At 64.3% G+C, this 24643-nt stretch carries 24 protein-coding genes; 14 read left to right on the top strand and 10 right to left on the bottom strand.

The window, feature by feature from the left end:
- Positions 1 to 22 precede the first annotated feature (22 nt).
- A complete protein-coding gene (locus F600_RS0115190) occupies positions 23 to 475 on the bottom strand; it encodes a hypothetical protein (RefSeq protein ID WP_018161480.1) in 453 nt (150 codons plus the stop codon).
- A 97-nt stretch (positions 476 to 572) separates the two neighbouring features.
- Positions 573 to 1028, bottom strand: coding sequence for a hypothetical protein (locus F600_RS0115185; RefSeq protein ID WP_018161479.1), 456 nt, complete (start codon positions 1026 to 1028; stop codon positions 573 to 575).
- Positions 1029 to 1210: 182 nt separating this feature from the next.
- Between F600_RS0115185 and F600_RS0115180 the strand changes: the two genes are divergently transcribed.
- The 4 genes from F600_RS0115180 to F600_RS0115165 all read left to right on the top strand — a co-directional run bounded on the left by F600_RS0115180 (position 1211) and on the right by F600_RS0115165 (position 5227).
- Positions 1211 to 2533, top strand: a complete 1323-nt coding sequence (locus F600_RS0115180) for a PucR family transcriptional regulator (RefSeq protein WP_018161478.1) — start codon at positions 1211 to 1213, stop codon at positions 2531 to 2533.
- Positions 2534 to 2659: 126 nt separating this feature from the next.
- Positions 2660 to 3577: an ACP S-malonyltransferase gene (locus F600_RS0115175; protein ID WP_018161477.1), complete on the top strand. Its 918-nt coding sequence runs from the start codon at positions 2660 to 2662 to the stop codon at positions 3575 to 3577.
- An 86-nt stretch (positions 3578 to 3663) separates the two neighbouring features.
- The gene (gene acpM, locus F600_RS0115170) at positions 3664 to 3969 is read left to right on the top strand and encodes a meromycolate extension acyl carrier protein AcpM (protein ID WP_026306567.1); all 306 of its coding nucleotides are present in this window, start codon (positions 3664 to 3666) and stop codon (positions 3967 to 3969) included.
- A 7-nt stretch (positions 3970 to 3976) separates the two neighbouring features.
- Positions 3977 to 5227: a KasA/KasB family beta-ketoacyl-ACP synthase gene (locus F600_RS0115165; protein ID WP_018161475.1), complete on the top strand. Its 1251-nt coding sequence runs from the start codon at positions 3977 to 3979 to the stop codon at positions 5225 to 5227.
- A gap of 64 nt (positions 5228 to 5291) precedes the next feature.
- Here F600_RS0115165 and F600_RS0115160 read toward each other — a convergent pair whose 3' ends face one another.
- Positions 5292 to 6800 carry a sugar transferase gene (locus tag F600_RS0115160; protein ID WP_018161474.1) on the bottom strand — a complete coding sequence of 503 codons (1509 nt, stop codon included), beginning with the start codon at positions 6798 to 6800 and terminating at the stop codon, positions 5292 to 5294.
- 309 nt (positions 6801 to 7109) lie between these two features.
- Here F600_RS0115160 and F600_RS28530 point away from each other — a divergent pair, with 309 nt between their 5' ends.
- From F600_RS28530 to F600_RS30530, 3 genes are all read left to right on the top strand, one after another.
- Entirely contained in the window at positions 7110 to 9065 is a 1956-nt protein-coding gene (locus F600_RS28530) for a DUF4012 domain-containing protein (RefSeq protein WP_018161473.1), read from the top strand.
- A 104-nt stretch (positions 9066 to 9169) separates the two neighbouring features.
- A complete protein-coding gene (locus F600_RS0115150) occupies positions 9170 to 9577 on the top strand; it encodes a hypothetical protein (protein ID WP_156024604.1) in 408 nt (135 codons plus the stop codon).
- A gap of 62 nt (positions 9578 to 9639) precedes the next feature.
- Positions 9640 to 10269, top strand: coding sequence for a class F sortase (locus F600_RS30530; RefSeq protein ID WP_245541543.1), 630 nt, complete (start codon positions 9640 to 9642; stop codon positions 10267 to 10269).
- Here the strand turns inward: F600_RS30530 and F600_RS0115140 are convergent.
- The gene (locus tag F600_RS0115140) at positions 10266 to 11639 is read right to left on the bottom strand and encodes an O-antigen ligase family protein (protein WP_162141425.1); all 1374 of its coding nucleotides are present in this window, start codon (positions 11637 to 11639) and stop codon (positions 10266 to 10268) included. The genes F600_RS30530 and F600_RS0115140 overlap by 4 nt on opposite strands.
- A gap of 132 nt (positions 11640 to 11771) precedes the next feature.
- Between F600_RS0115140 and F600_RS28520 the strand changes: the two genes are divergently transcribed.
- Together F600_RS28520 and F600_RS30525 are read left to right on the top strand one after the other, a co-directional pair.
- Positions 11772 to 12653, top strand: coding sequence for a glycosyltransferase family 2 protein (locus tag F600_RS28520; protein WP_018161469.1), 882 nt, complete (start codon positions 11772 to 11774; stop codon positions 12651 to 12653).
- 3 nt (positions 12654 to 12656) lie between these two features.
- Complete coding sequence (locus F600_RS30525; RefSeq protein ID WP_018161468.1) at positions 12657 to 13742, top strand: glycosyltransferase family 4 protein; 1086 nt, start codon at positions 12657 to 12659, stop codon at positions 13740 to 13742.
- 25 nt (positions 13743 to 13767) lie between these two features.
- Here F600_RS30525 and F600_RS0115125 read toward each other — a convergent pair whose 3' ends face one another.
- From F600_RS0115125 to F600_RS30520, 5 genes are all read right to left on the bottom strand, one after another.
- Positions 13768 to 14430, bottom strand: a complete 663-nt coding sequence (locus F600_RS0115125; protein WP_018161467.1) for an acyltransferase — start codon at positions 14428 to 14430, stop codon at positions 13768 to 13770.
- A gap of 49 nt (positions 14431 to 14479) precedes the next feature.
- A complete protein-coding gene (locus F600_RS0115120) occupies positions 14480 to 14722 on the bottom strand; it encodes a hypothetical protein (protein ID WP_018161466.1) in 243 nt (80 codons plus the stop codon).
- A gap of 55 nt (positions 14723 to 14777) precedes the next feature.
- Positions 14778 to 15518 carry an SDR family NAD(P)-dependent oxidoreductase gene (locus tag F600_RS0115115; protein WP_018161465.1) on the bottom strand — a complete coding sequence of 247 codons (741 nt, stop codon included), beginning with the start codon at positions 15516 to 15518 and terminating at the stop codon, positions 14778 to 14780.
- A gap of 2 nt (positions 15519 to 15520) precedes the next feature.
- A complete protein-coding gene (locus tag F600_RS0115110; RefSeq protein ID WP_018161464.1) occupies positions 15521 to 16882 on the bottom strand; it encodes a class I adenylate-forming enzyme family protein in 1362 nt (453 codons plus the stop codon).
- A 155-nt stretch (positions 16883 to 17037) separates the two neighbouring features.
- Positions 17038 to 17928: an FkbM family methyltransferase gene (locus tag F600_RS30520; RefSeq protein WP_018161463.1), complete on the bottom strand. Its 891-nt coding sequence runs from the start codon at positions 17926 to 17928 to the stop codon at positions 17038 to 17040.
- 189 nt (positions 17929 to 18117) lie between these two features.
- Here F600_RS30520 and F600_RS0115100 point away from each other — a divergent pair, with 189 nt between their 5' ends.
- From F600_RS0115100 to F600_RS28505, 3 genes are all read left to right on the top strand, one after another.
- On the top strand, positions 18118 to 19290 hold the full coding sequence (locus tag F600_RS0115100; RefSeq protein ID WP_018161462.1) for an acyltransferase family protein: 1173 nt from the start codon (positions 18118 to 18120) through the stop codon (positions 19288 to 19290).
- A 52-nt stretch (positions 19291 to 19342) separates the two neighbouring features.
- Positions 19343 to 20308, top strand: a complete 966-nt coding sequence (locus F600_RS0115095) for a class I SAM-dependent methyltransferase (RefSeq protein WP_018161461.1) — start codon at positions 19343 to 19345, stop codon at positions 20306 to 20308.
- A 70-nt stretch (positions 20309 to 20378) separates the two neighbouring features.
- On the top strand, positions 20379 to 21401 hold the full coding sequence (locus F600_RS28505) for a TylF/MycF family methyltransferase (protein WP_018161460.1): 1023 nt from the start codon (positions 20379 to 20381) through the stop codon (positions 21399 to 21401).
- Positions 21402 to 21437: 36 nt separating this feature from the next.
- On the opposite strand, the gene F600_RS0115085 is transcribed toward F600_RS28505, so the two are convergent.
- Complete coding sequence (locus F600_RS0115085; protein WP_156024603.1) at positions 21438 to 22769, bottom strand: lipopolysaccharide biosynthesis protein; 1332 nt, start codon at positions 22767 to 22769, stop codon at positions 21438 to 21440.
- 167 nt (positions 22770 to 22936) lie between these two features.
- On the opposite strand from F600_RS0115085, the gene F600_RS28500 reads away from it, so the two are divergent.
- Both F600_RS28500 and F600_RS30515 read left to right on the top strand, forming a co-directional pair.
- A complete protein-coding gene (locus F600_RS28500) occupies positions 22937 to 23923 on the top strand; it encodes a sulfotransferase (RefSeq protein WP_162141424.1) in 987 nt (328 codons plus the stop codon).
- The gene (locus F600_RS30515; RefSeq protein WP_018161457.1) at positions 23920 to 24636 is read left to right on the top strand and encodes a TylF/MycF/NovP-related O-methyltransferase; all 717 of its coding nucleotides are present in this window, start codon (positions 23920 to 23922) and stop codon (positions 24634 to 24636) included. Before F600_RS28500 ends, F600_RS30515 begins: the two co-directional genes overlap by 4 nt.
- Positions 24637 to 24643 lie beyond the last annotated feature (7 nt).

Here is a 24643-nt window from a genome sequence, read left to right as displayed (position 1 = left end):
GTCGCGCACTCCCCCGGCGCGATCATCGCTGTCGGGCGGCGCACGCATCCTCGGCTTCCTTCAGCGTGTCGAAGTACTTGTCGATGACCTTGTCTCCACCTTCTTCGAAGGTGCGGAACGCCCGTGCCATGTCCGCGGCAGCGGTGACGTATTCCGTCATCACCGGACGCAGGTCGGCCGGCACCTTCGGGGTCAGCGCCTTCTTGACGCCGTCGCTGGCATTCTGAATCGCGTCCGCCAGCTCGGGCGCCGGAGCCTTACGGTCGAGCGCCGCCGAGATCCCGGCATGTCCGGTGGTCACGGCGTCACACACCGCGGTGGCCGCCTTGGCTGCGGCCTCGGCTTGGACCGCCTTGACGTCCGCGGCGTTCACCCGCGCCGAACCAGCAACGTCGTTTGAGCAACCACCGAGCACACCGATCGAGGCGGCGATGGTGATCATGGAAAGCGTGGCCCGGGTGCGTCGACCGATCACGAGAAGCCCCCTCATTCAGGACGAATGGCCGAACTACGACGGATTCCATCGTGGCATGCCAGGCTCGAGCTCGACAGTCAAACGAATCGCCGGACGGTTACACGCCGTGGGTGCTGCACGCGGTACGAACTTGCCGCAGCGCGGCGAAGTAGTCGTCGACGAGGGCCTTACTGTCCCCGTTGCCAGTGCGAATGTAGGTCGCCATTTTCTCGGTCGCGTCGATGAACGCGGTGGCGGGCGTCTTCACCGACGGCGGGACATCCTTGGTCAGGCTCGCTTGGACGTCCCGGACCATGTCGTCGAGCACTGCAAGCCCCTCGGTTCCCGTCGAGTCTTTCTTGGCGACGACATCGGAAAAGTTCTTATTGCCGGTTTCGACCGCATCGCAGACCGCATCGGCCGCCGCCATCCGGACCGAGGTGACCACGGCCGCGACATCTGCCTTGTTTTCGACTGCGGTGCCCTGGACGGTTGTCGAGCACGCAACCAGGAGGGTGATCGCACCGATCAGTGTGGCCAGAGAAACCGCTGGGCCAACGGTCCGTGCACGCATGATTTGGCCCCCTCACGTGCGGAAACGATCGGGAATTCCTGCCAATTAAAGGGTAGCGCCGGTGCCGATCATCGCGCACGTCGTCGATCGATCCAGCGAGACGTTCGTCCCGTTTGGGCAAACGCGCGGCATACCGGATCGGGAACAAGGCGCGTCCCCCTTGCAGTGGCATAGTTGCACTCATGTTCTCCGGATCCAGCGACGCCCCACGGGACCGGGCCGCGACACGACGCCGCCGCCCGGAGCACGAGGTTCACCTCGGTACGGAAACCCTCGTTCCGCAGCGCAAGCACAAGGAAGATCTGCCCGACGCGCTATTGCGCCGGGTGAAGCAGTACTCGGGTCGGCTGTCGATCGAAGCCGTCAAGCTCATGGACAACCGGCTCGACTTCTTCGCCGAACTCGACGCGTCACAGCGTGCGTCCGTGCAGATGCTGACCCAGACGGCGCTCATCAACTTCCTCGAGTGGCTCGAAGACCCGGACATGGACATCACGTTCAGTTTCGATGCGTTCAATGCGCCACAAGAGATCGCTCGACAGCTGACGCTGCGCCAGACCGTCGACATGGTCCGCGTCGCCATGGACTTCTTCGAGCAGTGGCTGCCGGCCCTCGCCCGTGACGATCGACAGCTGACCGTCCTGACTCAAGCGGTGCTCCGCTACGGCCGCGAACTCGGTTTCGCCGCCGCCGGTGTGTACGCAAGCGCCGCCGAATCCCGAAGTGCATGGGACACGCGACTCGAGGCGCTCGTCGTCGACGCCGTGGTGCGCGGCGACACCGGACCGGACATGCTTTCGCGCGCGGCGACCCTCAACTGGGATGCCGGCGCTCCCGCGACCGTCGTGGTCGGCTCACCGCCGTCGGATCAGGGAGTGCCGGCCGTCGCCCGCATCCACACGATCGCCGAACAACGCGGCCGATCGGCGCTCGCCGTCATTCAGGGCTCACGAGTCGTGGCGGTCCTCAGCGGCCATCTCGACGGCGTCTTTGTGAACGAACTTCTCGGCGCCTTCTCGAACGGCCCGGTCGTCATCGGGCCGACGATGCCCTCCCTCACGGCCGCACACACAAGCGCCAGCGAAGCGCTCGCCGGTATCGGTGCCGTCGCCGGCTGGCGCACCGCGCCGCGTCCGGTCCACGCCTCGGATCTATTGCCCGAGCGCGCGCTCCTCGGCGACACGGGTGCGATCGCCGCCCTCAGTAACCAGATCGTCGAACCGCTCGAGCGCGCGGGCGGAACTCTCGCCGACACCCTCGACGCATATCTCGACTGCGGAGGTGCAGTCGAGAACTGCGCACGACAGTTGTACATTCACCCAAATACGGTCCGATACCGCCTCAAGCGGATCGCTGAAATCACGCGTCTCGACCCTCTCAATCCGCGCGATGCGTACGTTCTTCGGACCGCTACGACCGTTGGTCGACTGCTACGAATTGATAACGAAGCGCATCAAATGCCCACGCATACCTCTGATAACCCATATCGCGAGGTAGGCGCCTAAGAAAGCCCTCTCCGGCCCGCCGTGCACGAGTTGAGACCTCTTTTGTAGGGTTCCTACAAAACACGGTTGTAAGCTTCATCGTGGCGAACATCATTGAAACCGGAGTGTCGGGTGTTTTCTTTTAGCGTGATCGCATTGCTTGCTCCCGGACAGGGTTCCCAGACGCCAGGAATGCTCGCCCCTTGGCTCGAGCTTGAAGGCGCGCGCGAACGGCTGGAAAGCTGGTCGCACGCGTCGGGGCTCGACCTCGTTCGCCTCGGTACGGAGGCGGATGCGGACGAGATCGCCGATACGGCGGTGACGCAGCCCCTTGTGGTGGCTGCGGCCCTTCTGGCGTACGAAGAGATCCGCTCCCGCGGTCTCGCACCAAGCAGCGCAGTTGTCGCCGGACACTCGGTCGGCGAGCTTGCCGCTGCGGCCGTCGCCGGCGTGCTCACGAGCGAGCAGGCGGTCACTCTCGCTGCCATCCGCGGCGCGGAGATGGCCAAGGCGTGTGCCCTCACCCCCACGGGCATGTCGGCGTTGCTGGGCGGCGATGAAGCAGAGGTGCTTGCGCGCCTCGACGAACTCGGACTCATCCCGGCCAACCGCAACGCTGTCGGCCAGATCGTCGCTGCGGGCCCCCTGGACGCTCTGGAGGCCCTTGCGGCAGAACCTCCGGCAAAGACACGCGTTCGAGCCCTCAAGGTCGCTGGCGCCTTCCACACGGCCTTCATGCAGCCCGCTCAGGACGCGGTCACGGCCGCCGCCGCGAAGATCACCCCCGCAGAGCCGGAACTGACCCTGCTCTCGAACTCCGACGGTCAGCCGGTCACCTCGGGCGCTGATACGCTCGCCAAGATCGCCGCTCAGGTCACGCGCCCCGTGCGGTGGGACCTGTGCAGCCAGGCAATGCGTGATGCGTCGGTCACCACTGTTGCCGAACTTCCTCCCGCGGGCACGCTCGCCGGCATCGCAAAGCGCGAACTGCCGGGAACGACGATCCTCGCCCTCAAGACTCCCGACAATCTGACCGCTCTGGCCGAACTGGCCGGATCAGTCTGATTCCTCCGCCGGCGTTCAGGGAGAAACTCACGCCGGCAGTTTCCGCTGTATCGAAGTTGTAGTTAGCCAACGAAGAAGGGAGCCACATCGTGGCCACTCAGGAAGAAATCATCGCCGGTCTTGCGGAGATCATCGAGGAAGTGACCGGCATCGAGCCGTCTGAGGTCACTGTCGAGAAGTCCTTCGTTGACGACCTGGACATCGACTCGCTGTCGATGGTCGAGATCGCAGTCCAGACTGAGGACAAGTACGGCGTCAAGATTCCGGACGAGGACCTCGCTTCGCTGCGCACGGTCGGTGACGCCGTCAACTACATCCTCAAGCTCGAGTCCGAGGACACCGAGGTCGCCGCAGCGGTTCGCGCAAAGTTCGAAGCCGGCCAGGAAGGCTAGTCGACAAATGAGCATTCCTTCCACTCGGAGTGGAAACTTCCCCAACGTCGTCGTGACCAGCTTGGCGGCGTCGACAGCAATCGCGGGTGACGTCGACGCCACGTGGAAGGGCCTGCTCAACGGCGAGAGCGGTATCGAGACGCTCGAAGACGAGTTCATCACAAAGTACGACCTGCCGGTCCGCATCGGAGGGCACCTGAAGGTGCATCCGGAGACTTTGCTGACTCGTCTCGAGAACCGCCGGATGTCCTTCGTCGAGCAACTCGCGTGCGTTCTCGGGCGCGAGGTGTGGCGGAACGCCGGAAGTCCCGAGGTCGATCACGATCGCCTCGCCGTCTCGCTCGGCACCGGCATCGGTGGCGCCGAGCGCCTCATCGAAGCCGTGGACACCATTCACACGGCCGGTTACCGCAAGGTGTCACCACTCGCTGTGCAGATGGTGATGCCAAACGGTCCGGCGGGCGTGCTGGCGCTGGAGTTGGGCGCCCGGGCCGGGGCGAGCACTGCGGTCTCCGCGTGCTCGTCCGGGAACGAGGCGATCGCCAACGCATGGCGGATGATCGTCATGGGCGACGCCGACATGGTGGTCACCGGCGGAGTCGACTCGTTCATCCACGAGTTGGCGATCTCGACGTTCTCGGTCATGCGGGCTTTGAGCACGCGCAACGACGAACCGAAGCGCGCCTCTCGCCCGTTCGACCGGGACCGCGACGGCTTCGTCTTCGGCGAAGCGGGAGCGCTCATGACCGTCGAGACCGAAGAGCACGCCATTGCACGCGGTGCCACGATCCACGCTCGGCTCCTCGGAGCCGGCATCACGTCCGACGCGTACCACCTTGTCGCGCCGGACCCGGCCGGCACCGGTGCGGCGCGGGCGATGAGTCGGGCGTTGATGTCCGCGGGTCTTCAACCGCGGGACATCGACCACGTCAACGCTCACGCAACGTCGACCGGTCTCGGCGACCTCGCCGAGTCGAAGGCCATCAACAAGGCCATCGGCAACCACGTTTCGGTGTATGCACCGAAGTCGGCGCTGGGCCACTCGATCGGCGCCGTTGGTGCACTCGAGTCGGTTCTCACGGTGCTCAGCGTTCGCGATGGAATCGTGCCGCCGACGCTCAACCTGGAGAACCAGGACCCCGAGATCGACCTCGATGTCGTTCACGGAACCGCCCGGGAACAGAAGATCGAGTACGCGCTCAACAACTCGTTCGGATTCGGTGGCCACAACGTGGCTGTCGCCTTCGGACGGTACTGACGGGCAACACAGCAGGACGCAAGAGTCACGGTGGGCAGCCAGCCCACCGTGACTTTTGTTTGGGTCAGTACGCCCCGTTGGGTCGAACCACGGCGCGGATCGTCTTGAGGACGAGGAGGCAGTCGGTGACGAGCGACCAGTTCTCGACGTAGTACAGGTCCAGGCGCACGCTCTCGTCCCACGAGAGGTCCGACCGACCACTGACTTGCCACAGGCCGGTGAGACCGGGACGCACGAGCAGACGCCGGTGTACGGCACCGTCGTACGTGGAGACTTCGTTCGCCATCGGTGGGCGCGGTCCCACGATGCTCATGTCGCGCTTGAGCACGTTGATGAACTGCGGCAGCTCGTCGAGGCTGTAGCGCCGGATGATCTTGCCGACGCCCGTCACGCGCGGGTCCTCGCGGATCTTGAACAGCGGACCGCCGGCCTCGTTCTGGTGCTCGAGCTCTTCGCGTCGCGCGTCGGCATCGACGACCATCGACCGGAATTTGAGCATGCTGAACGGCTTGCCGTTGAGCCCGACGCGTTCCGCGGCATAGAAGACCGGACCGCGGCTGGACAGCTTGATACAGAGCGCAATGATGAGCATCACCGGAGCGACCGCGATCAGCGCCATCGTCGCGAACAACAGGTCGAACGTCGTCTTCGCCACCCGCTGCGCGCCCGAGTAGGTCGGCTTGCTGATGTGAATCAGGTTCACGTCGTTGCCGGGGTGCAGCATCATGCGCGAGCCCGCCACGTCGGAAACACCCGGGGTCACGAGCAACTCGATGTCATACGGCTCCAGGGTCCAGATCAGTTCCTTGATTCCCCGCGAGCCGAGTTGCTCGGTCGCCGTCACGGCGACCGTGTCGGCGCCGAAGTGTTCGATCGCTTCGAGGATCGACCGCTCGTCGCCATAGATCGGGATCATGCGGTTCCCGCCGTGGATCACCTTGCCGCGTCGACCGGCGTAACCCGGAACGCAGGCACCGACAACCTGCAGGCCGTCGCTCGGGGAACCCGAGAACCGCACGGCAAACTCGCGGACTGCATCGGGGTTACCGATCACCACGACCGGCGACAGCGAGGCACCGGCCCGTCGCTTCGCCACGAGACGCTGCCGCCACAACCATCGCGAAAACAGCAGCAGGACGAGTCCCAGCGGCAGGGCAATGGCGAGGTACCCACGGGCGATATTCAGCTGGAAAACCAAGGCCACGATGGCAATGCCACCGAAGAGCCGGAGCGTGCTGTCAATAACCCGGCGGTACTCCTCCGGTCCCGAGCCGACGATCCACGGTGTCCGCGTCCGCAGCATCGACAACAACGACAACCAGCTGAGAATCAGAAGAATCGACAACGCGGTGTAGGTGAATTCGGAGTCAACCGGCGCGACGATCGGATGCGTGCGGAATCCGAAACGTCCGAATTGCCCGGCAAACACCGCTACCGTGACAGCCATCGCGTCGGTAATACGAATACCGTTGACCAACTGCGGGCGCCACGCTGCCTTGCGAACCTTGGGCTCCGGTAACCAGTGCTCAGGTTCTTTGGATTCCTCCGCTGCAAAATGCGCGGCCGCAGACATAAACGTCGTTCCCCTCGCCAGGACGCAACTGGTCGACTGCCTTGTCAACCAGTTGGAATTGTTACAGCTTAGGCTCAATTTGGCACCGAATTGACACAAGCCGGTCAGAGGTTCTTACCGGGCCCAATAAGAGACTCGGAACCTGTTATTACCAGCTTGTTGCGACATCAATTTGTTCGGCACCGATTTCACTTGCGCCACATTTGTCTCCACGTAGGATGAGCCGACTCAAGGAGGGTCGAATGCGCGAAAGCGGCGGTCCGGCAACGATGCACGACGACCTCACCCGCGCATGCTGGAGCGCCGGCCGTGGGTAGACACACTGCTCGCCACTCCGGTTCGAACCGTCCCCCGTCGAATCGTCGTCGGCGTCGTCGCGAACCCACACCTGTTGTCGAGCACGTCACTGCGCCCGAAGTCTCCGGCGTATCGAGCGAGCCGACGGAAGCCCCGGTCGCCCGCACGCGCAAGCGCAAACGTCGCACCGTCAAGATCGGGCCGCTCAAATTCAACGTGCCCACCGCTTCGCAGCGCGAACTGGTCCGGTGGGGGCTCTACGGGGTCGGGATCTTCGCCGTGCTGTTCGTCGTGACGTTCGGCCTGATGGTCTGGCGCGTCTACTACGACATGACCTCCGTTCGGAACAACATCAGAACCGCCGAAGCGGCGATGCTCGCCGGCGACATGAGCACCGCGAACGAGGCCACCACCAACGGCGCCGACGCGGCGTCGGAAGCACGGAAACTGGCGAATTCGTTCGTCTGGGTAGCACCCGCCAATCTCCCGGTCGTCGGAACGCCTCTACAGACCGTGCGTCACCTGGTGAACTCCGTGGCGATCGTGGCCGAGAAGGTGGTCCCGAAGGCATTCACGGCGGTGTCGTCGATGAGCCGGCCGGACTTCCGCCGGTCCGACGGCGGCGTCAATCTCGCGGTCCTCGAGGCGGCTGCTCCGGACGCGATCGAGGCCGCCGACCAGGCGAACGCCGCCCGGTGGGAAACGTCGAAGATCAGTCGCGTCGAGTGGCTTCCATTCTTCAACGACACCATCGACAAGGCGAAGTCCGACATCATCCAGATGACGACGATGGTGGAGCACCTGCGAAAAGCCGCGCAAGTACTGCCGACCGTGCTGGGCCGCGACGGCCCGCGCACCTATCTGCTGATCTATCAGACCAACGCCGAGGCGCGTGGCACGGGCGGATTCGTGGGTGGTGCAGGACTTCTCCGGGCGGAAAACGGGTCGGTCCATGTCGATCACTTCGGCACCAACGTCTCACTTCGCGGCGACTTCCCGCCGCTCGACCTCGGTCCGGATTTCATGGGGTTGTACAGCCAGTTCGGTGCAACCGGCAACTGGTACAACTCGAACATGAGTCCGCACTTCCCCGATGCGGCGCGGACCTGGCAGTACCTGTGGGAGATGAAGACCGGTATGCGCGTCGACGGCGTCATTGCCGTCGATCCCTTCGCGCTCTCCCGAATTCTGGCGGTCACCGGTCCACTGCCCCTTCCCGATGGCGGGATCATCAACGCCGCCAACGTCGTTCCGGTCACCGAGAAGACGTCGTACGAACGATTCGCCGACGATCAGGAGGGCCGAAAGGCATTCCTCACCTCGATCGCCGAGGTCGCCGCCGAGGCGGTGACGACGAAAACCAACAGCACGTTTGGCGCGGTCCGCGCCCTGAGCATGTCGATCGGCGAAGCGCGGGTGTCGGCGTGGAGTAGCCACCCCGAGGAACAGACGATCATCGCGACGACGCCGATCGGTCACACGGTCCCCTACGATCGAACGCCGTACGCCAGCGTTGTGGTCAATAACGGCGGCGGCAACAAGCTCGATTACTACCTGTCGCGGAGCATCTCGTACACCGGAGAAACCTGCCAGAAGAGCGGTGAGCGGACGACGACGGTCACAATGCGACTGACCAACAACGTCCCGGTCGGCCAACTCCCCTCATACGCCATCGGTACCGTCTTCGGAGGCCGCGATCCGTACGTCAACAGATCGATCGTGACGTTCTATGGAACCGCCTTCGCACAAGTGAAATCGGTGAAGGTGAATGGCGTCGACGCCCAGTACCAACTCGGGTCCGAACTCGGGCATCCAGTGGTGCTGTCAACAGTCGACACCGCTCCCGGAATTCCCTCGGAAATCGTGTACGAATTGGTCGAACCGAACTCGCAGGGAGCGCCGCGAGTTCCCATTCAGCCCCTCGTGCAACCGGTCCAAACGACCATTTCGCTCAAGGCCTGTAATTGATCACGAAAGAATGTCGAATCGTGCCCGTCAAGGCAGCGAGGTTTGAGCTGTCGGCGAGTACACTTCGGCTTGTCTCAGCGTTTGGATTCAACGAAGGAGTTGCGATGAGTCGGCCATGGCGAAACTCAGCCCGGGTCCTCATGGCGACCGCCGGCGTTTTGACTGCAGTGACGGCCGGAACCGGCGTCGGCTCCGCGATCCCAGGGTTCTACCCACCCACGCCGGGCGACCCGCCACCGCCGATCGTCATCGTCTTCCCGCCGATCAGCTCGTTCCCGATCGTGGTGACACCCGGCAGCGCGAACACGATCTACTCGCCGCAACTTCCGGCCGGCATTGCGCGTCCGATCATCTCCCCCGGCATGTACCCGGTGCAGTCGCCGACGGGCGCGGATCCGATCGCCACTAGCGGCATCAGCAACTGGGAGCCGATTCGCCTCGCCGGCACCTTTGCGCTGACTCTGGCCGCAGGAGCCTACGCGGCGCGACGCCGCCAGCTCGCCACTGCCTGACGGCGTCGATGCCCGTAAAACGTCAGGCGTCCACGCGCGCAAACCGTTGGATTGCGGCTGGCGTGTCCCTCCTCGCCTGTACCGCCATGGTCTTTGCCTTTGCCGTGGCGTGCGGCAACTCCGACGCCGCCTCGAACGTTCCCGCCGGGGACCGCAACGCGCACGCCCGGCCATCGAACGTCGCGGCGATCAATCCGGTGCCGGTCGTTCCGATCGATCCGGGCCAGCTTTACGTCCCGGCGATCGGCATCAACACCAACATCATGACCTTGCCGACCGTCATGGCAGCCGACCCGTTCCTTGGCGGACAGATCGTGACGACATTCGGCGTTCCCCCCGACCTCGTTCAGACCGCATGGTGGTCGGACGGCCCGCAACCCGGCGCTGATGGCATGGCCGTCATCACCGGCCACTCGCAGCCCGGACCGCAATATGGCGTGTTCGACGACATCGACAAGCTCAAGAACGATGACCTCATCCGGGTGGAGAGCAAAGACGGCTCCATGGTGCTGACCTTCAAGGTCATTAAGGTGCAGACCGGGGTTTCGAAGACCGACCCGACCGCCCTGCAGAGCGCATTGACGTTGCATCCACCGGAGGCTCGCATCGCACTGCTGACGTGCGGTGGCCTCTTCCACACGGACTATGACGCCAGCGAACAGAACGTCATCGTCTTCGCGGCACTCGCCTAGCGCGGGTCTACCATCGGCGCGGAGTGCATGACTGGCAGGGCGGGCTTCGTCTCCGGTGCCTTCGGTTTCGCGGGGCGCACCCGTTCCGCGATTTCCCGCAGCCACGCCGGCGGTGAGCCACCGTCGAGCGCGAGCGCCGCGCCGATGCACCACCAGAACGGAATGGCGCCGAACGGCGATTCGAGGATGACACCGAAGCTGATGGGCAGAGCCAGCGCCAGCGGCGTCAAGTAGATCAGCATCCGGAACGGGTCTTCGGCCAGGTCACGTCGTTCGCGCCAGAAGAGGAAGAGGAAGACCACCAGCGGGATGATGCCGATGAAACAACCGACCACCCCGAGGTGCGCGTACGTGTTGACCCAACCGCTGTGCGGCGCACGCACGGATTCGTTGAGTCCGACACTCAATTTGGCGCCGGCACCCGAAATATCCATGATGTTGTCGCGGAACCCGTGCCCGAACACCATTCTCTGGCTGTCCGAGTTCGTCCATTCGATCAGCTGATTCCAGGCCGCACGCCGGGTATTCGTCGTCGCCGAACCATCGGTCGTCGCCGCGTTCGTATCGTCTTGGGTGAACGTCGTCAGCAAGCGCTTGCCGACCGTCGTCGACGCGATGACAGGCACCGCGGCCACCATTCCCAGCGGGATCGCGGCAGCCACGAGGTAGGCCATACTGCTGTCCCGGTGGCGTGCGTTCAGCACGAGGAACAGTCCGATACACACCACCATGCCGGCGCCCAGGAAGCCGGCGCGATTCTGCGTCGACAGTACGGTCGCACCGCACAGGCCCAGCACCGCCATGATGACCGGACGCCACTTCGGCATCGAGTTCATCTGGCCGATGAGCAATGCCGCGAACAGTCCGACGATCGGATAGTCGATATCGGGCCGCACTTCGAAGATCTGCTGCGTGATGCCCGGAATGTGGATGCCGCCCTTTTTGATGAACGTCGTGAAGACCGTCCACGCCGCGTGTCCGGCGAGGGCCCAGAAGAGCACGTTGTAGGTGGGCTTTCGAACGGACTCGTGGACGACGGTGGCGCCGGCAAGCAATCCGACGGCCACGTAGATCGTGTACGGAGCAGCGTCGCGAATGGAGTCCAGACTGACTTCGCCGGAGAGCAACCACCGCAATCCCGCGTAACCCATGAGCCACCACAGCATTCGGAGTGCGTCACGGCCCGGTGGAGACGGCTCGCCGCTGGAATAGATCCGGCGCATCCCGTAGTGCGCGAAGGCGAGAAGGATCAGCGCGTCACCGATATAGATCGGCGGCACCTTCAAATGCGAACCCCAGCGAGTTCCGAAGAGCATGACTGCGACCGCCGCGACACCGCCCACATAGTGCGGTGCTTTCAATTGCGGCATCACATGCCCCTCTCTCCTGACGCCCGACTGCCACACACAATGTAGTAGTCGTAGGTGGTTCATACGGGCGAACGAACAACCGGGAAGCTGTAGTGTGACCTCGTCAAATTCGCGACGATGGGAAGATTTCGAATGTCATTCGCCGGTGACGGAATTCGGCTGAGCGTCGTGATCCCCGCATTCAACGCGGGCAGTGCATTGGCGGAACAACTCGAGTCGCTCGCCACCCAGACGTTTCCCGAACCGTTCGAGGTCGTGATCGCAGACAATGGCTCGACGGACAACACGCGACAGATTTGTGAACAGTTCCGTCCTCGGCTCCACACCTTGGTCGTCCTGGACGCCACCGGCGAACGTGGTCCGGCCTTCGCCCGGAATACCGGGATCGCGGCCGCGAAATCCGACGTCATCCTGACGCTCGATCAGGATGATCTGGCCGCGCCCGATTACGTCGAACGCATGGCGAAAGCACTCGAAGACCACAACTGGGTCGCCGGGCGGCTCGACTATCTCCGCCTCAACCCCACGTGGGCACTCCCCTTCGGCGAGCTATTGCAGTCCGAATCCATCCAGACCTACATGGCCCATCTGCCGGCGGCGGCGACGTGCGTCATGGGCTTCCATCGATCCCTCTGGGAGAAGGTCGGCGGCTTCGACAATCGAATGCGGCTCGGGGACGACATCGACTTCTGTTGGCGCGCCATCGCGGCCGGCGAGGAGATCCACTTCGAGCCCGCGGCGGTCGTGCACTACCGCCTGCGCCACACGATCCGGGCCCGGTACCGCCAGGGTCTGGGCTACGGCGAGTCCCGCGCCGAGATCGTCGCGCGGTACCACCCACCGCGTCCGCCGGGGGCGGTGTCGAATGTCCGTCAGCCCAGCGCACTGACCCGACTGATCAAGAACGCCCTACGGGAACCACGCCGGACCGCGATGTCGACGGCCGGGCTCATCGGCGGCAAGCTCGGCGAGCGCCGCGCCAACCAGGCCCGTGCGGCCGTAGAACGGAGTTGACCGGTGCGTTCGTCGAACACCGACTCGAACCGCTCGCTGCAGACCGCCACGCTCATCTCCCCCGTCGGACAGTGGCGGCCGAGCATGGTCCGGCTCGCTGACGAGCTGACGGCCGGGCTCGAGGGACGCGGGATCACGGTCCAGCGGCCGACTCCCCCGACGTCGAACTGGGCCGGACGATTCGCCTTCTATCCGGTCAGTGCGGCCCGAGCCAAGGCGGACATCTATCACGTCGCCGACCACTCGCTCGGACACACCGCAGCCTTCCTGCCCAAGCGGCGGACCATCATCTCCTGCCACGACTTGTTCCTGTTGCGGGCGAAGGAGCTGTTTCCGGACGAGAAGATTCCGCCCCGTCACCTCGCGCAGTTCAAATTCAGCATCAGCTACCTACGCAAGGCCGCCGCGGTGGTGGCGCTGACCGCGGCAACCAAGGCCGACATCGTGCGATTGCTGGACGTCGATCCGGAGCGAATCGACGTTGCGCATGTCGGCGTTCACGAACGTTTCCGCCAGTTCAGCGAGGACAAGCGGGCCGAGATCCGGTCGCGGCTCGGCGAACACGGCCCGTTGATTGTCCACGTGGGTAATTCGCCCTATAAGAACATGACCGGAATCGTCGATGCGCTCGCACGCGTGCGTCGTCAGGGCGTCGAGGCGAGGCTCCTGCACGTTGGCGATCCCATTTCACCGGCGCTCACCGAATCCTTCGGCGTCACCGATCACATTCGCGAACTCGGCCGCATCTCCGACGACGAACTGGTCGAGATCCTCAACGCGGCCGACGCCATGATCTTCCCGTCGTTGTGGGAAGGCATGGGCTGGCCGCCGCTCGAGGCAATGGCATGTGGACTGCCGGTCGTGACGTCGAACATTGCGCCCGTGGTGGAAGTGGCCGGCGATGCGGCGCTGACGGCCGACCCCACCGACCACGCTGCGCTGGCCGACCATCTGGGAGGTCTGCTGACGGACTCCGGTCTTGCGGACCGCATGCGGAGCGCCGGGTTCGTCCAGGTGAAGCAGTTCACCTGGGCACGGACGGTCGACAAATATCTATCGGTCTACCAGCGCGTATGGGAAGCCCGCTGACGCGATTGCCGCGAGCTTCCCGGCGCTAGCCGACGTACCGGTTGCGCTGCTTCAACACGGCCGCAAGCTCGAGCGGCCCCAGCCGGCGCGCCGGCGCTCCGCCATAAAGCGACTTCTCATTGAGAATCTGCTTGGCCCAGATCGTCGAACCGGCCGCGACCAACGTGTCCGTACCGATGACGCTTCCCGGCAACACCGTGCAACACGTGGCGATGATGGACCCGCTCTCCAAACGCACCGGCAGGAGCATGACTCCACCGTTCACCGGGTCGAACGAATGGGACATCACCGTGGTTCGAACTCCGGTGATCCACGAGTCGTCCTCCATGACCAGACCGCCACCGCAGTCGATGACGTGCCGGCTCACGATGTGGGAGTTCGTCGCCATGTGCAATTGCCGGAGATAGCCGTTGTCCTCCGCGCCGACCTCATGCCCCGAACATCCCGTGATCCAGTTCAACTGGTGGATGAGGGACCCCCGGCCCATTCGAACGAGCGCCAGTCCGCGGAAGATGTTGAAGTGTCCGATTCCGACGCCCTCGTCGAGTTCGAACTTGTCCACGTTGCGAACCAGGCACATACCAACACGTGCCTTCGGATGGACGTCATGTCCGAGAGCGTTCAGCAATCGGTTCTTCAGGCGGCCTGGCGGCAGCAGGAAGATCAACGTCGTGAGCAGGGCGCGCATGTACTTCAATCCTCAATTAGTTGGTGTGATCCTGGATGCGCGAAGCCCGTCAGGCCGCGTAGAAGTCCAGGATCTCGCCGACGGTTCGCACGTTGAGCCCGGCACTGAACGGGTCCGATCCCAGTTCGTCTTCGAGGATCGCGGAGAGCTCCGCGGTCTGCAATGAGTCCAGGTTCAGCGCGTTCTCGTCGCCATACAGTGGGGTCGTCGCGTCGAGCTGCAGACCGGCTTTGCCGTTGCGCTCCAGGAGCCCATTGATAACCGCGATGACCGATACCGTCTGCTGGTGCACTTCATTCCTTTCCAGAACTGGTTTGTCGAGCGTTGACAGGACTGCTGGCGGATCGTCAGCAGGTGAGACCTCCGTCGACGACGAGAACCTGACCCGTCAGGTACCCGTTGTCCGGGGAGGTCAAGAACATGGCGGTCCGGGCGATGTCTTCCGGAGTACCGAGGCGACCAGCGGGCGTTCGCCGCACGATCTGAGTGAGCTGCCCCTGCTCGAGCTGGCCACTCATCTCGGTGTCGAGATAGCCGGGCGCGATAGCGTTGACCATGATTCCGCGCGACCCGAGCTCACGCGCCATTGCGCGCGTGAACCCGTCGAGCGCCGCCTTGGTCGCACTGTAAACAGACAGACCGCGGTAGCCGCTTCGGCCGACGATCGACGACACGTTGACGATGTGTCCGCCGCCGCGGGCGAGCATGCGCCGGCTCACCAGGCGCGTCATATAGAACGTGCCTTTGAGATTCAGGTCGACGACAACGTCGATGTCCTCGTCCGAGGTGAGGGCCAGCATTCCGTCCCGCGCCACGCCGGCGTTGTTGATGAGAATGTCCGGCGCACCCCAACGTTCGACGACCTGTCCAACGAACGAACGCGCCTCTTCCTGACGCGACAGGTCGGCGGTCGAGAAGAGAAATCGATCCCGCGTCTCCGGGTCGCTCTCCCAGGCGTCGACCTCAGCGGTGCGCGAGCGAGCGCACGTCGCGACGCGATCGCCATGCTTCAGGTACGCCCGCATGAGTCCGGCGCCCAAGCCACGACTGCCGCCCGTGATGATGACGACTCGACCCTGTTCCGTCATTACTAGACTGTTCTCCTCACGATTTTTCCGCCGACTGACGCAATCTCGTCGACCGCTCGCACGCTGCGCGGACGCGCCTCGGCGGCCAGATCCTGACAGGCATTTCGCACAGCTCCGATCACGTTCTCCCGTACGAAGCCGGGTGCGACCACCAGCTCGACGGCCACGACCATGCCGGTCAGCGCATTCGACCGCCCGAAAACCCGCGCCGCCTGGACGCCGGCCGTCGCGGTCACGCGTTCCTCGACCGGCAACGGGTGGACCTTGACCCCGCCCACGTTGATCACCTCGGACGTGCGTCCGCGGAAGCGGATGCGGCCATCGACGACTTCGACGAGGTCGCCGGTGGGCCGCCAACCGTCCGATGCCGCAGCGGCCCGCCCGTATTCGGCGATCATCCCGACTCGCGACCGCACCAACAGTTCGCCGTTGTCGATACGCAACTGGACGTCCGACGGATTGTCGTCATCGAGCAGGCTCAGGGGCAGCCCGGCCAGGCCGTCGCTCACGTTGATCGCACCGAATTCCGTGGCGGCATACACCTGGGTGATCCGGGCTTGCGGGAACTCCCCGCGCAGCGCATCGAGAAGGTCCGGACTGGACGCCTCCCCGCCCATGGTGATCTGTTCGAGTGCGGGAAGCGGCCCGCCGTCCGCGCGCATCTCGGACATGAGGAACCGCCAATACGTCGGCGTCGCACTCGCATGCGTCACCCCGAACTCGCGCATCGCCGCAAGTCCGGCCGCGGGCCGACGCGGAACCGGCGCCACCAAGGTGGCAGCGACGGCACACACGTGCAGGAGAACCTGAAGTCCGCCGAATTGGTGCACGCCATAGGCCAACAGCCATTTCTGAGACATCGATTGTCGATCGGGGTCCACGCGCAGCGCAGGCTCGGTCAAGCGCGACCAATCGTGAACGATCCCCTTCGGAGTGCCGGTCGAACCGGTGGTCAGGACCAGGTGCCGCCGTTGTGCCGGCAGCTTCCCCGCCATCGGTTCGCTTGCCGCCAGTTCCAGCTCCGCCAGCGGGAGAACATTGGAGAACTCGCCGGCGGGCACGTCCGGAGCGACGACCACGTCGAGATCGAAGCGGTCGGCAATGACGAGCGCTTCGGACAGGTCGACCGGCGGCAGCACACACGCTCGGGCACCAACCAGAGACGCTGCACCGAGCAGCCCGAGAACCTGCGCGGCATCGGTCGACGCGATTCCGAAACTGGTGATCTCACGTGCCGCGATCGCCGACGCAAGACGTTCACTCGAATTCAGGAGATCGCGGTACGTGACAGCGTTGGAGGCCGACTCGACCACCGCGACACCATCTGGACTGACCGCAGCGGCACGACGCAGCAGCTCGATCAAGACAGACCTCCAGTGGCCGGCGGCGTCCTGCTGAACGCCGTGAGGAACACTAGTGAGGAAGTACCGCGGCGTCTGTCAAGTCGTTGAATTGTTTACAAAGTCGCATTGGTGCGTTTCGGTCGAAATCGACATTGCGCGTGGGAACCGCCGGGCACCTACGAGCGGCGCTCGCACACGAGGTTGACCCAGCGCTTGTCGCCCGGCGTGAATCGTGCCGTCAGTTCCGCGTCGTCCACCGGCTTGACAACGCCCGAGTCGAGCTCGCCGATCGAGTAACCCGCACCGCGCAGCGTCGTCAGCAGCGCCGCCGGATCGTTGCCCATCGCCGTGATCCCATCCGGCCAAAACTCCATGAGGATCCGCTTGGGTGGGTTGGTGCTCAGCACGCGGTGCATGCCGGCCAAGGCGATCGGCTCGAAGCCCTGGATGTCCATCTTGAGCAGGTCGATCGGACGGCCGAGCCCCTCAAGTTCATCGTCGAGCGCACGCACTTCCACCGCGACCGACGATGTGTCACCGTCGAGGGCGAAGAAGCGATTATCGCCGCGATTCTCGCTCGAGTAGTGCAACTGCCGCTGTTCGGAAACCGCACCGGCGGCAACCTGGCGAATGTCGACGTTGTGGTATCCGTTCCGCGCGACGTTCCGGCGAAGGATTGCCGAGATCTCCGGGTCCGGCTCGAAGGCGAGCACCAGCCCCGTCGGGCCGACGAGCTTGGCGAACAACAACGTGAAGTATCCGATGTTCGCCCCGACCTCCAGAACCACGTCTCCGGTCTTGACGTTCGCCTGGTACCAGGCGGTCTCTTCGAGTTCGTAGCTACCGCGCATTGCAATGTGCAGGGTGTCGTTGGCGTCGACCTCGAAATCGTGGCCGAGTACTTGCACGCGGTTGACGCCGAGCGCCCGTCGCACTCGCGAATGTGCGGTCCACAGAATGGGGAAACGGGTCGCCAGACCCCGTCCACGCAGCGGAGCCGTCGCCTTCCCGAGGATCGTCCAACCGGCTCTACCCAGAGCGGTCGTCTTCTGGGACGGCTTCGGCATTGTGGCTCCTCGCAATGGGTCGGGATAGCGCGGACAAACCCTAGCCGAACTGCCTCGCAGATCGGTCGGGATTCCTGCCGAAATTCTGGCGAATCGTCCTTCGTTTTGGGGCTTGACAAATACCCACTCGTTTATGGGTTCGCGCCCGACGACCGGGGTCTAGCATGTGCGCGTACCTGAGGAGGAATTATGGAGGCGCCTGCGCCGGACAAGCACGCCAACCTGGCGTTGGATGTGGTCCGCGGTGTTGCTGCGTTGCTGGTGCTACTCGCCCATGCCCGCCGCACGGTAGTTCAGATGTCCGGCGTGCAGACCCCGACCGGAGGCCTGGAACTGCTGTCGATGATTCCGACATCATTCGCACGCGAAGCAGTGGCGGTCTTCTTCGTGCTCAGTGGTTATCTGGTCGGTGGCCAGGTGCTTCGCGGCCAGGCGGCAAACCGATTCAGTTGGTCGTTCTATATGGGCAGCCGTCTGTCACGATTGTGGACGGTATTGCTGCCGGCGCTCGCCGTGACCGCGATTCTCAACGTGTTCTCGCACATGCACTACCCGTACCTGTTCAGCCTGGTTCCCGAGGGCAGCCAGCCGCTGACGGTGTCTTCGGCAGCATGCAACGCCGTGTTCCTCATGTACGCGCGGTGCCCCAGCTTCGGGTCGAACGGTCCCCTGTGGTCACTGGCGTTCGAATTCTGGTTCTACGTCCTGTTCGCCGCGTTCGCGGCTCTCTGGTACACGGTTCGACGTGGCAATTACCGGCAGGCAATCACCATGCTCGTGGTGATCGTCGCTGGTTCGGTCCTCTTCGGCAAGGACGTCTATCTGTTCGTGCCGGCCTGGTTGTTGGGCGCGGCCATTGCCTACTTCGAGCCGAAGATCATGCAGAGCCGCGAGCACGGGGTCATGCGCTTCGTGATGAAGCACTACCTACTGTCGGTCTTCGCGTCGCTGTGCATCCTGGGCCTGGCCATGATCGTTTCGAACCTCATGCACGCCGGGTATCCGCCGACCCTGTTGCTCGTCGGCGCCGCGGCCACGCCGCTCATCGTGATCCTGATCGCCAACCCGACGTACTTCCACGGACGGTCGGTCGCCCGCCTGGCCAAGCTCGGCACCATTTCCTACACGCTGTACGCGTTCCACAGCCCGATCGTCGAGTTGATCATCGCCGCCGGGACGGGATTGTGGAGTGACAGTGCGCTGTCGCGGGGCATCGCCGTCTACGCGGTGAGTGCCGTCACCGTGGTGCTCGTCGTACCACTGTGGTGGCTTTTCGAACGCAACACCCCCGTCGTCCGCAAGACGCTCGTCAAGCTCTTCACCCCGACGACCGCCCGGCACGCCGCACTCGCTCGGCGCTGATCCCTTTCCCCCAACCTCCCTCCCCCTACCAACGACGAAGTCGGAGTCGCGCATGGCCGAACCGGTTTGCCGCATCTGCAGTAACAGCCGTGGGAACAAGACGTACACCGCGCGCGAGATGATGTTCGGTCTCCGTACGGAGTTCCACTACGCCGAGTGCGTCGAGTGTGGCTCATTGCAGCTGCTGGATATTCCGGACGATCTGTCGCCGTACTACGAGACCGACTACTACTCGATGGCTGGTCGCGCGCAGCCCATCAAAGATCGGCTCCGTACGATTCGTTCCCGCCAGGCCCTGGGCAAACCATCGCTCGTCGGGCGCGCCCTGGAGCGAGCACTCGGCAAGCCGGACTGGACGAACTGGGTCATCCCCGCGAAGCTCGCCTGGGATGCCCGCATCCTCGATGTCGGATGCGGCTCGGGTCGCCTTTTGGAAGACATGTTCAAGGCCGGATTCAAGAACGTCACGGGTGTCGACCCGTTCACCGACGCGAGCCGAAGGATCGGCACCACGGGACGGATCATCAAGGGCGAACTCGGTGATCTCGCCGGCGAGAAGTTCGATTTCGTCATGATGCACCACTCGTTCGAGCACGTGCTCGACCCGGAAGCAACGCTCAAGCTCACCGCAGACCTCCTGGCACCTGGCGGACTGCTGTTGATCCGGACTCCGGTCGCCGACTCCTACGCGTGGCGCAAGTATCGACAGAACTGGGTCCAACTCGACGCACCGCGGCACATCTGCATCCAGACGGAGGCGAGCCTCGGATTACTCGCACAACGGACCGGCTTCAAGATCGTGAATGCCATCCGGGATTCGCAGGCCGCGCAGATCTGGGGCAGCGAACAGTACGAGCGCGACATCCCCCTCGAGGACCCACGTTCATTACTGACCGGACCGAAGGACGCGATCTTCACGCCCGACGAGGTGCGTCAGATGGAAGCCCGGGCACGAGAGCTCAACGAGTCCGGCGAAGGCGATCAAGCCTGCTTTTATCTCGCCCGAATCGACGACTGAACGCGTCCGAATTGTCCGCTGAATGGTTGTCGACTGATTAGACGACAGAAAACGTACACTGCCCATTAGCATGGCTGCCGTGACTGATGGTGCGACCAGTGTCGCAAACACTGCCGAGTTGGGTGACGTCGTGACCTCGGATGACATTCGCAATCGCTATATCGACCTTCTGCGTGACTCGCTCACCATGATGCTGTGGCGTGGCGCCGACGGAAACACGAGCGGCCGCGACGCCGACAGCCATGGCGCGATGATGCGCGAGAACGGGCGCGATTGGCCAAAACTCGCGCACTCGATGATCGGCGCCAAGCGCATGAACAACCTCCAGTTCTGTGTCGAGGACGTTCTCAAGCACGACATCTCCGGCGACCTCATCGAAACCGGCGTCTGGCGCGGCGGTGCGTGCATCTTCATGCGCGGCATCCTCGCGGCGCACGGCGACAAGAGCCGGCGGGTCTGGGTTGCGGACTCCTTCGAGGGCTTGCCGAAGGCGAACGCATCGAAGTACCCGCTCGACGCCCTCGGCGCGCCCTTCCACCGATTCCGGCAGCTTGCCGTGTCGGAGGAGCAGGTCGCAGAGAACTTCCGTCGCTACGGGTTGCTCGACGACCAGGTCGTCTTCCTGAAGGGGTTCTTCTCGGAGTCGCTCCCGGGTGCGCCCATCGAGAAGCTCGCCGTCCTACGGCTCGACGGCGACATGTACGAGTCGACCATCGACGCGCTGGTCAACCTCTATTCCAAGGTCTCCGACGGTGGGTACATCATCGTCGACGACTACGCGATCGAAGGCTGCCGCGAGGCGATCAACGACTTCCGTCGGGACAACGGAATCGACGATCTCATCCGCACCGTCGACTGGAGCGGAGTCTTCTGGCAGAAGGGGTCGGGTCCCGCGCCCGCCACCCTCTCCACCGACGAGATCGAGCACGAGAAGAAGGTGCTCGCCGAGACCTTCGACCGCAGCCCGGGTTCAACCCCGGCGACCGGGGTACGCGCACTTCGTACCGAGGTCATCAACCGGATCCCGATCCCGGTGCGGAACCGACTGGTGGCCGCCCGTCGCGCGCTACGGAGCATCGTCAAACCGCAGTGAAGCACGTGCACTGAATCTGTCGGCCGGACGCGCGAATCAGCGTTTGGCCGACAGTTCTTTGAGCGCCGAACGCACCATGATCACGGACGGAATGCCGACGATCACGGCGTAGGTGATGACGCTGCCGAGATAGGCTCCCGGCGCGCCCATGATGTCGGTGGTCAGCCACACGACGGCGACATTCACCAGCAAGGCGACCATCGAGATGGCGGCCTGCTTCGAGGCGCGGCCCATCGCGGCCAACATTCCGCCCACCTGGAAGATCACCACCGAGTACACGACCCACGGTGCGGCGAACAGCAGCACCGACCACGGCGGAACGAAGTCCGCGCCGAAGAAGAGTCGCGAGACTGGACGCGCGATGAGGACGACCGCACCGCACGAGGCGACGGTGACGACGAGCGTTCCGAGCACAACCTTTCGCAGCCGGGATACGACCCAGTCGTGATCACCGCGTGCGACGGCCTCGGACATCGCCGGCCACAGTTGATTCGACGCGATGACGAGACTCGTCAGTACGGGAGCGAACAGGCTCGTGGAAATCGACAGAATCGCGGCACCGTGCGCGCCCACCTGGTGTCCGACGATCACGATGTCGGCGCTGATGGCGAGCGATGACAGTTGCAGTGCGGCGTACGCGGGACCCGACTTGAACAGGTCACGCGCGCATTCCCAGGTCGCCTCGCTGAGCTTCGGCTTGAGCTCCGGGAACGTTCGATTCATGACCCAGAAGAACTGCACCGCATTGACGGCCACCGGGACGCCCAGGCTCGCCGCCACGAAGCACCACAGCGGCGCATGGGTGAGGAAGCACGCGACGATTCCGGAGAAGACACCCAGGGCGACCCACAGCAGCCACCGCTGCGCTGTGGCCTCGCGTTGCATCCCCGACAGCACCCCGGTGCCACGACTCAGCGGAAGCCCGAAGGCGAGGCACAACGCGACCACGTAGACGACGGCGTTCACTTCCGCCCGGGAGAGCTGCGGCGCGCCGAGCACGACAGCCCAGTTGACCCACAGCGTGCTGGCGAACGCGATCGCACCGATACCGATGCCCATCGCGGTCGTCGTGAGAGTCGCTGCGGCGATCGTGGTTCGCATCGCGGCGATGTCGTCGCGCCCGTGCTCGCTGGCCAACCGATTCGCCATTGCCCGGCCGGTACCGAAGTCGCTCACGAGCAGGATCGTCATCGCCGACAAGACCGCGGCGAAGACACCGAACCGGACTGGACCCAGATCCCTCGTGGCCAGGGCAGTCGTCACGAAGCCCAGTGGAATCGTCAGAAGCCGAATGACCACGCCGTTGAGCATCGCTTTGCGCAGGGCCTGATCCCGGTCGTTGCTGGACCAAGACAACGTACTGCTCACGTCGGGTCGCCAACTTCCTGACGCGCCTCGCTCCACGCCTTGTGAGGCGCCGGGAACGGGCACGATCGTCACTGGGGTCGCGCGGACTCCCGAATGCTAACAGCCGTCACAGACGTACGATTCGGAATGCGAGGACGTCCCAGGACGCTCCCGCGTATCATCCTCCCGTGCCATCAGCCCCTGCCAAACAAGTCGTTGTTTACATCGTTGGCCCCGGGCGATCGGGCAGCACACTTCTCGAACTCGTGCTCGGCAGTCTGAGCGGCTTTCACAATGTCGGCGAGATCGTCGAGTTCGCGACGCGCGGCGTCCTCGACGACGAACTGTGTTCGTGCGGAACAAACTTCAGGTCCTGCGACTTCTGGAACGAAGTCGGCGATGTCGCGTTCGGCGGTTGGACGCGGGAGCAGGCGCTCCGCATGTTCGATCTTCGATGGAAGGTCCAGCCCCGCTCGAAGCTGCCCGCCACGATGCTCGATATTCGCCATCGTCGCGGACCGGTGATCGAGTACTCGGCAGTCTTCGGGAAGCTGATCCGTGCGGTCGCCCAGGTGGCCAAAGCCGACGTGGTGGTGGACGCCAGCAAGCTCGTCACCCAGGCGGTTGCCCTCAGCGCCTCGGACGATCTCGATGTGCGACTGCTCCACCTGGTCCGCGATGCTCGCGGTGTCGCGTACTCGTGGACCAAGCAGGACGTGGCGCGCCCGTCGGCGAACGCCGTCTTCACCGAGATGAAGACCCACAAGCCGGCCGCCTCGGCGGCGCGGTGGTGTGTCGACAATGCCCTCGCCGAAGCGATCGCGCGGCGCGGACTTCCCTATCACCGGATGCGCTACGAGGACTTCGTGTCCACACCCGGCCCCACGGTCGAAGCCGCCCTGCGCGGCCTGGAGATCGAAACCCCGTCCGGCTTGGCCACCCAGTTGGGATCGCGCACCGTGCACATACCGAAGGGCCACGCCCTGCTGGGCAACCCCTCCGGCTTCGGTCGCTCCGAAGTGACCCTGCGGGAAGACACCGGATGGCGCAACGGGCTCGGATCGCGGGACCGCCGTCTCGTGACCGCCCTCAGCGCACCGATGCTCGCTCGGTACGGCTACCCCATGCGCTCTGACCAGAATGACTCCCCCACCTTGAGAGAGGCATCCCGATGACCTATAAGCCACGCTTCAGCCTCGAGGGCACCACGCTGCAACACAAGGTGCTCTGGGCCCGGAAGATGGCCGCGCACAATGTCGTTCGGCCGCGCGAACTGTTGCACCCGGCCGATCTCGCGCGCGGCGCGGCGCTGCACGCGAAACTGCGCAGCGGCGGCTGGACGATGACTTCCTCGCGGCACGGACGCACGCTCTATGCACTCGCCCGCGACATTCGCCGGAACGGAGTCCCCGGTGCGCTCATCGACTGTGGCGCGCGCAACGGCGGGTCGAGCGTCCTGCTCGGGTCCGGCGCCGGTGACCGCACTGTGTGGGCCTTGGATTCGTTCGAGGGCTTGCCGTCGCTGACGGCAGAGGACGGCCGGGATGCCTCCTGGGCGGGCGAACTCAAGGGCAGCGAGCAGATGCTCGCGGAAGGCTTCGCCAAGTACGCACCCGACGTCGACTACCGCATCGTCAAGGGTTGGTTCAACGAGACACTGCCAAGCGTGCACGTCGACAAGATCGCCGTCCTGCACATCGACGCCGACCTCTACGAATCGGTGAAGGACGTCCTCGACGCTCTCGTGGATCGCGTGAGCCCGGGCGGCTATGTCGTCATCGACGATTACCAGAGCTGGGACGGCTGCCGGGTCGCCACCGACGAGTATCTGGCGGCGCATCCGGAGATCACCTTCGTCGACAAGCACTACTGGCAGGTGCCCGCCTAGCGGAACA

This window comes from Smaragdicoccus niigatensis DSM 44881 = NBRC 103563 (assembly GCF_000380645.1).
Classification (GTDB): domain Bacteria; phylum Actinomycetota; class Actinomycetes; order Mycobacteriales; family Mycobacteriaceae; genus Smaragdicoccus; species Smaragdicoccus niigatensis.
Note: the sequence above shows the minus strand (reverse complement) of the source record. Positions and strands in the feature narration are given on the sequence as shown.

What these genes read in the sequence shown, in the direction of transcription:
- F600_RS0115185 (WP_018161479.1), bottom strand. Translation starts at nt 1,028, where the DNA reads ATGCGTGCACGGACCGTTGGCCCAGCGGTTTCTCTGGCCACACTGATC.
- F600_RS0115180 (WP_018161478.1), top strand. Translation starts at nt 1,211, where the DNA reads ATGTTCTCCGGATCCAGCGACGCCCCACGGGACCGGGCCGCGACACGA.
- F600_RS0115165 (WP_018161475.1), top strand. Translation starts at nt 3,977, where the DNA reads ATGAGCATTCCTTCCACTCGGAGTGGAAACTTCCCCAACGTCGTCGTG.
- F600_RS0115160 (WP_018161474.1), bottom strand. Translation starts at nt 6,800, where the DNA reads ATGTCTGCGGCCGCGCATTTTGCAGCGGAGGAATCCAAAGAACCTGAG.
- F600_RS0115150 (WP_156024604.1), top strand. Translation starts at nt 9,170, where the DNA reads ATGAGTCGGCCATGGCGAAACTCAGCCCGGGTCCTCATGGCGACCGCC.
- F600_RS0115140 (WP_162141425.1), bottom strand. Translation starts at nt 11,639, where the DNA reads ATGCCGCAATTGAAAGCACCGCACTATGTGGGCGGTGTCGCGGCGGTC.
- F600_RS28520 (WP_018161469.1), top strand. Translation starts at nt 11,772, where the DNA reads ATGTCATTCGCCGGTGACGGAATTCGGCTGAGCGTCGTGATCCCCGCA.
- F600_RS0115125 (WP_018161467.1), bottom strand. Translation starts at nt 14,430, where the DNA reads ATGCGCGCCCTGCTCACGACGTTGATCTTCCTGCTGCCGCCAGGCCGC.
- F600_RS0115115 (WP_018161465.1), bottom strand. Translation starts at nt 15,518, where the DNA reads ATGACGGAACAGGGTCGAGTCGTCATCATCACGGGCGGCAGTCGTGGC.
- F600_RS30520 (WP_018161463.1), bottom strand. Translation starts at nt 17,928, where the DNA reads ATGCCGAAGCCGTCCCAGAAGACGACCGCTCTGGGTAGAGCCGGTTGG.
- F600_RS0115100 (WP_018161462.1), top strand. Translation starts at nt 18,118, where the DNA reads ATGGAGGCGCCTGCGCCGGACAAGCACGCCAACCTGGCGTTGGATGTG.
- F600_RS0115095 (WP_018161461.1), top strand. Translation starts at nt 19,343, where the DNA reads ATGGCCGAACCGGTTTGCCGCATCTGCAGTAACAGCCGTGGGAACAAG.
- F600_RS28505 (WP_018161460.1), top strand. Translation starts at nt 20,379, where the DNA reads ATGGCTGCCGTGACTGATGGTGCGACCAGTGTCGCAAACACTGCCGAG.
- F600_RS30515 (WP_018161457.1), top strand. Translation starts at nt 23,920, where the DNA reads ATGACCTATAAGCCACGCTTCAGCCTCGAGGGCACCACGCTGCAACAC.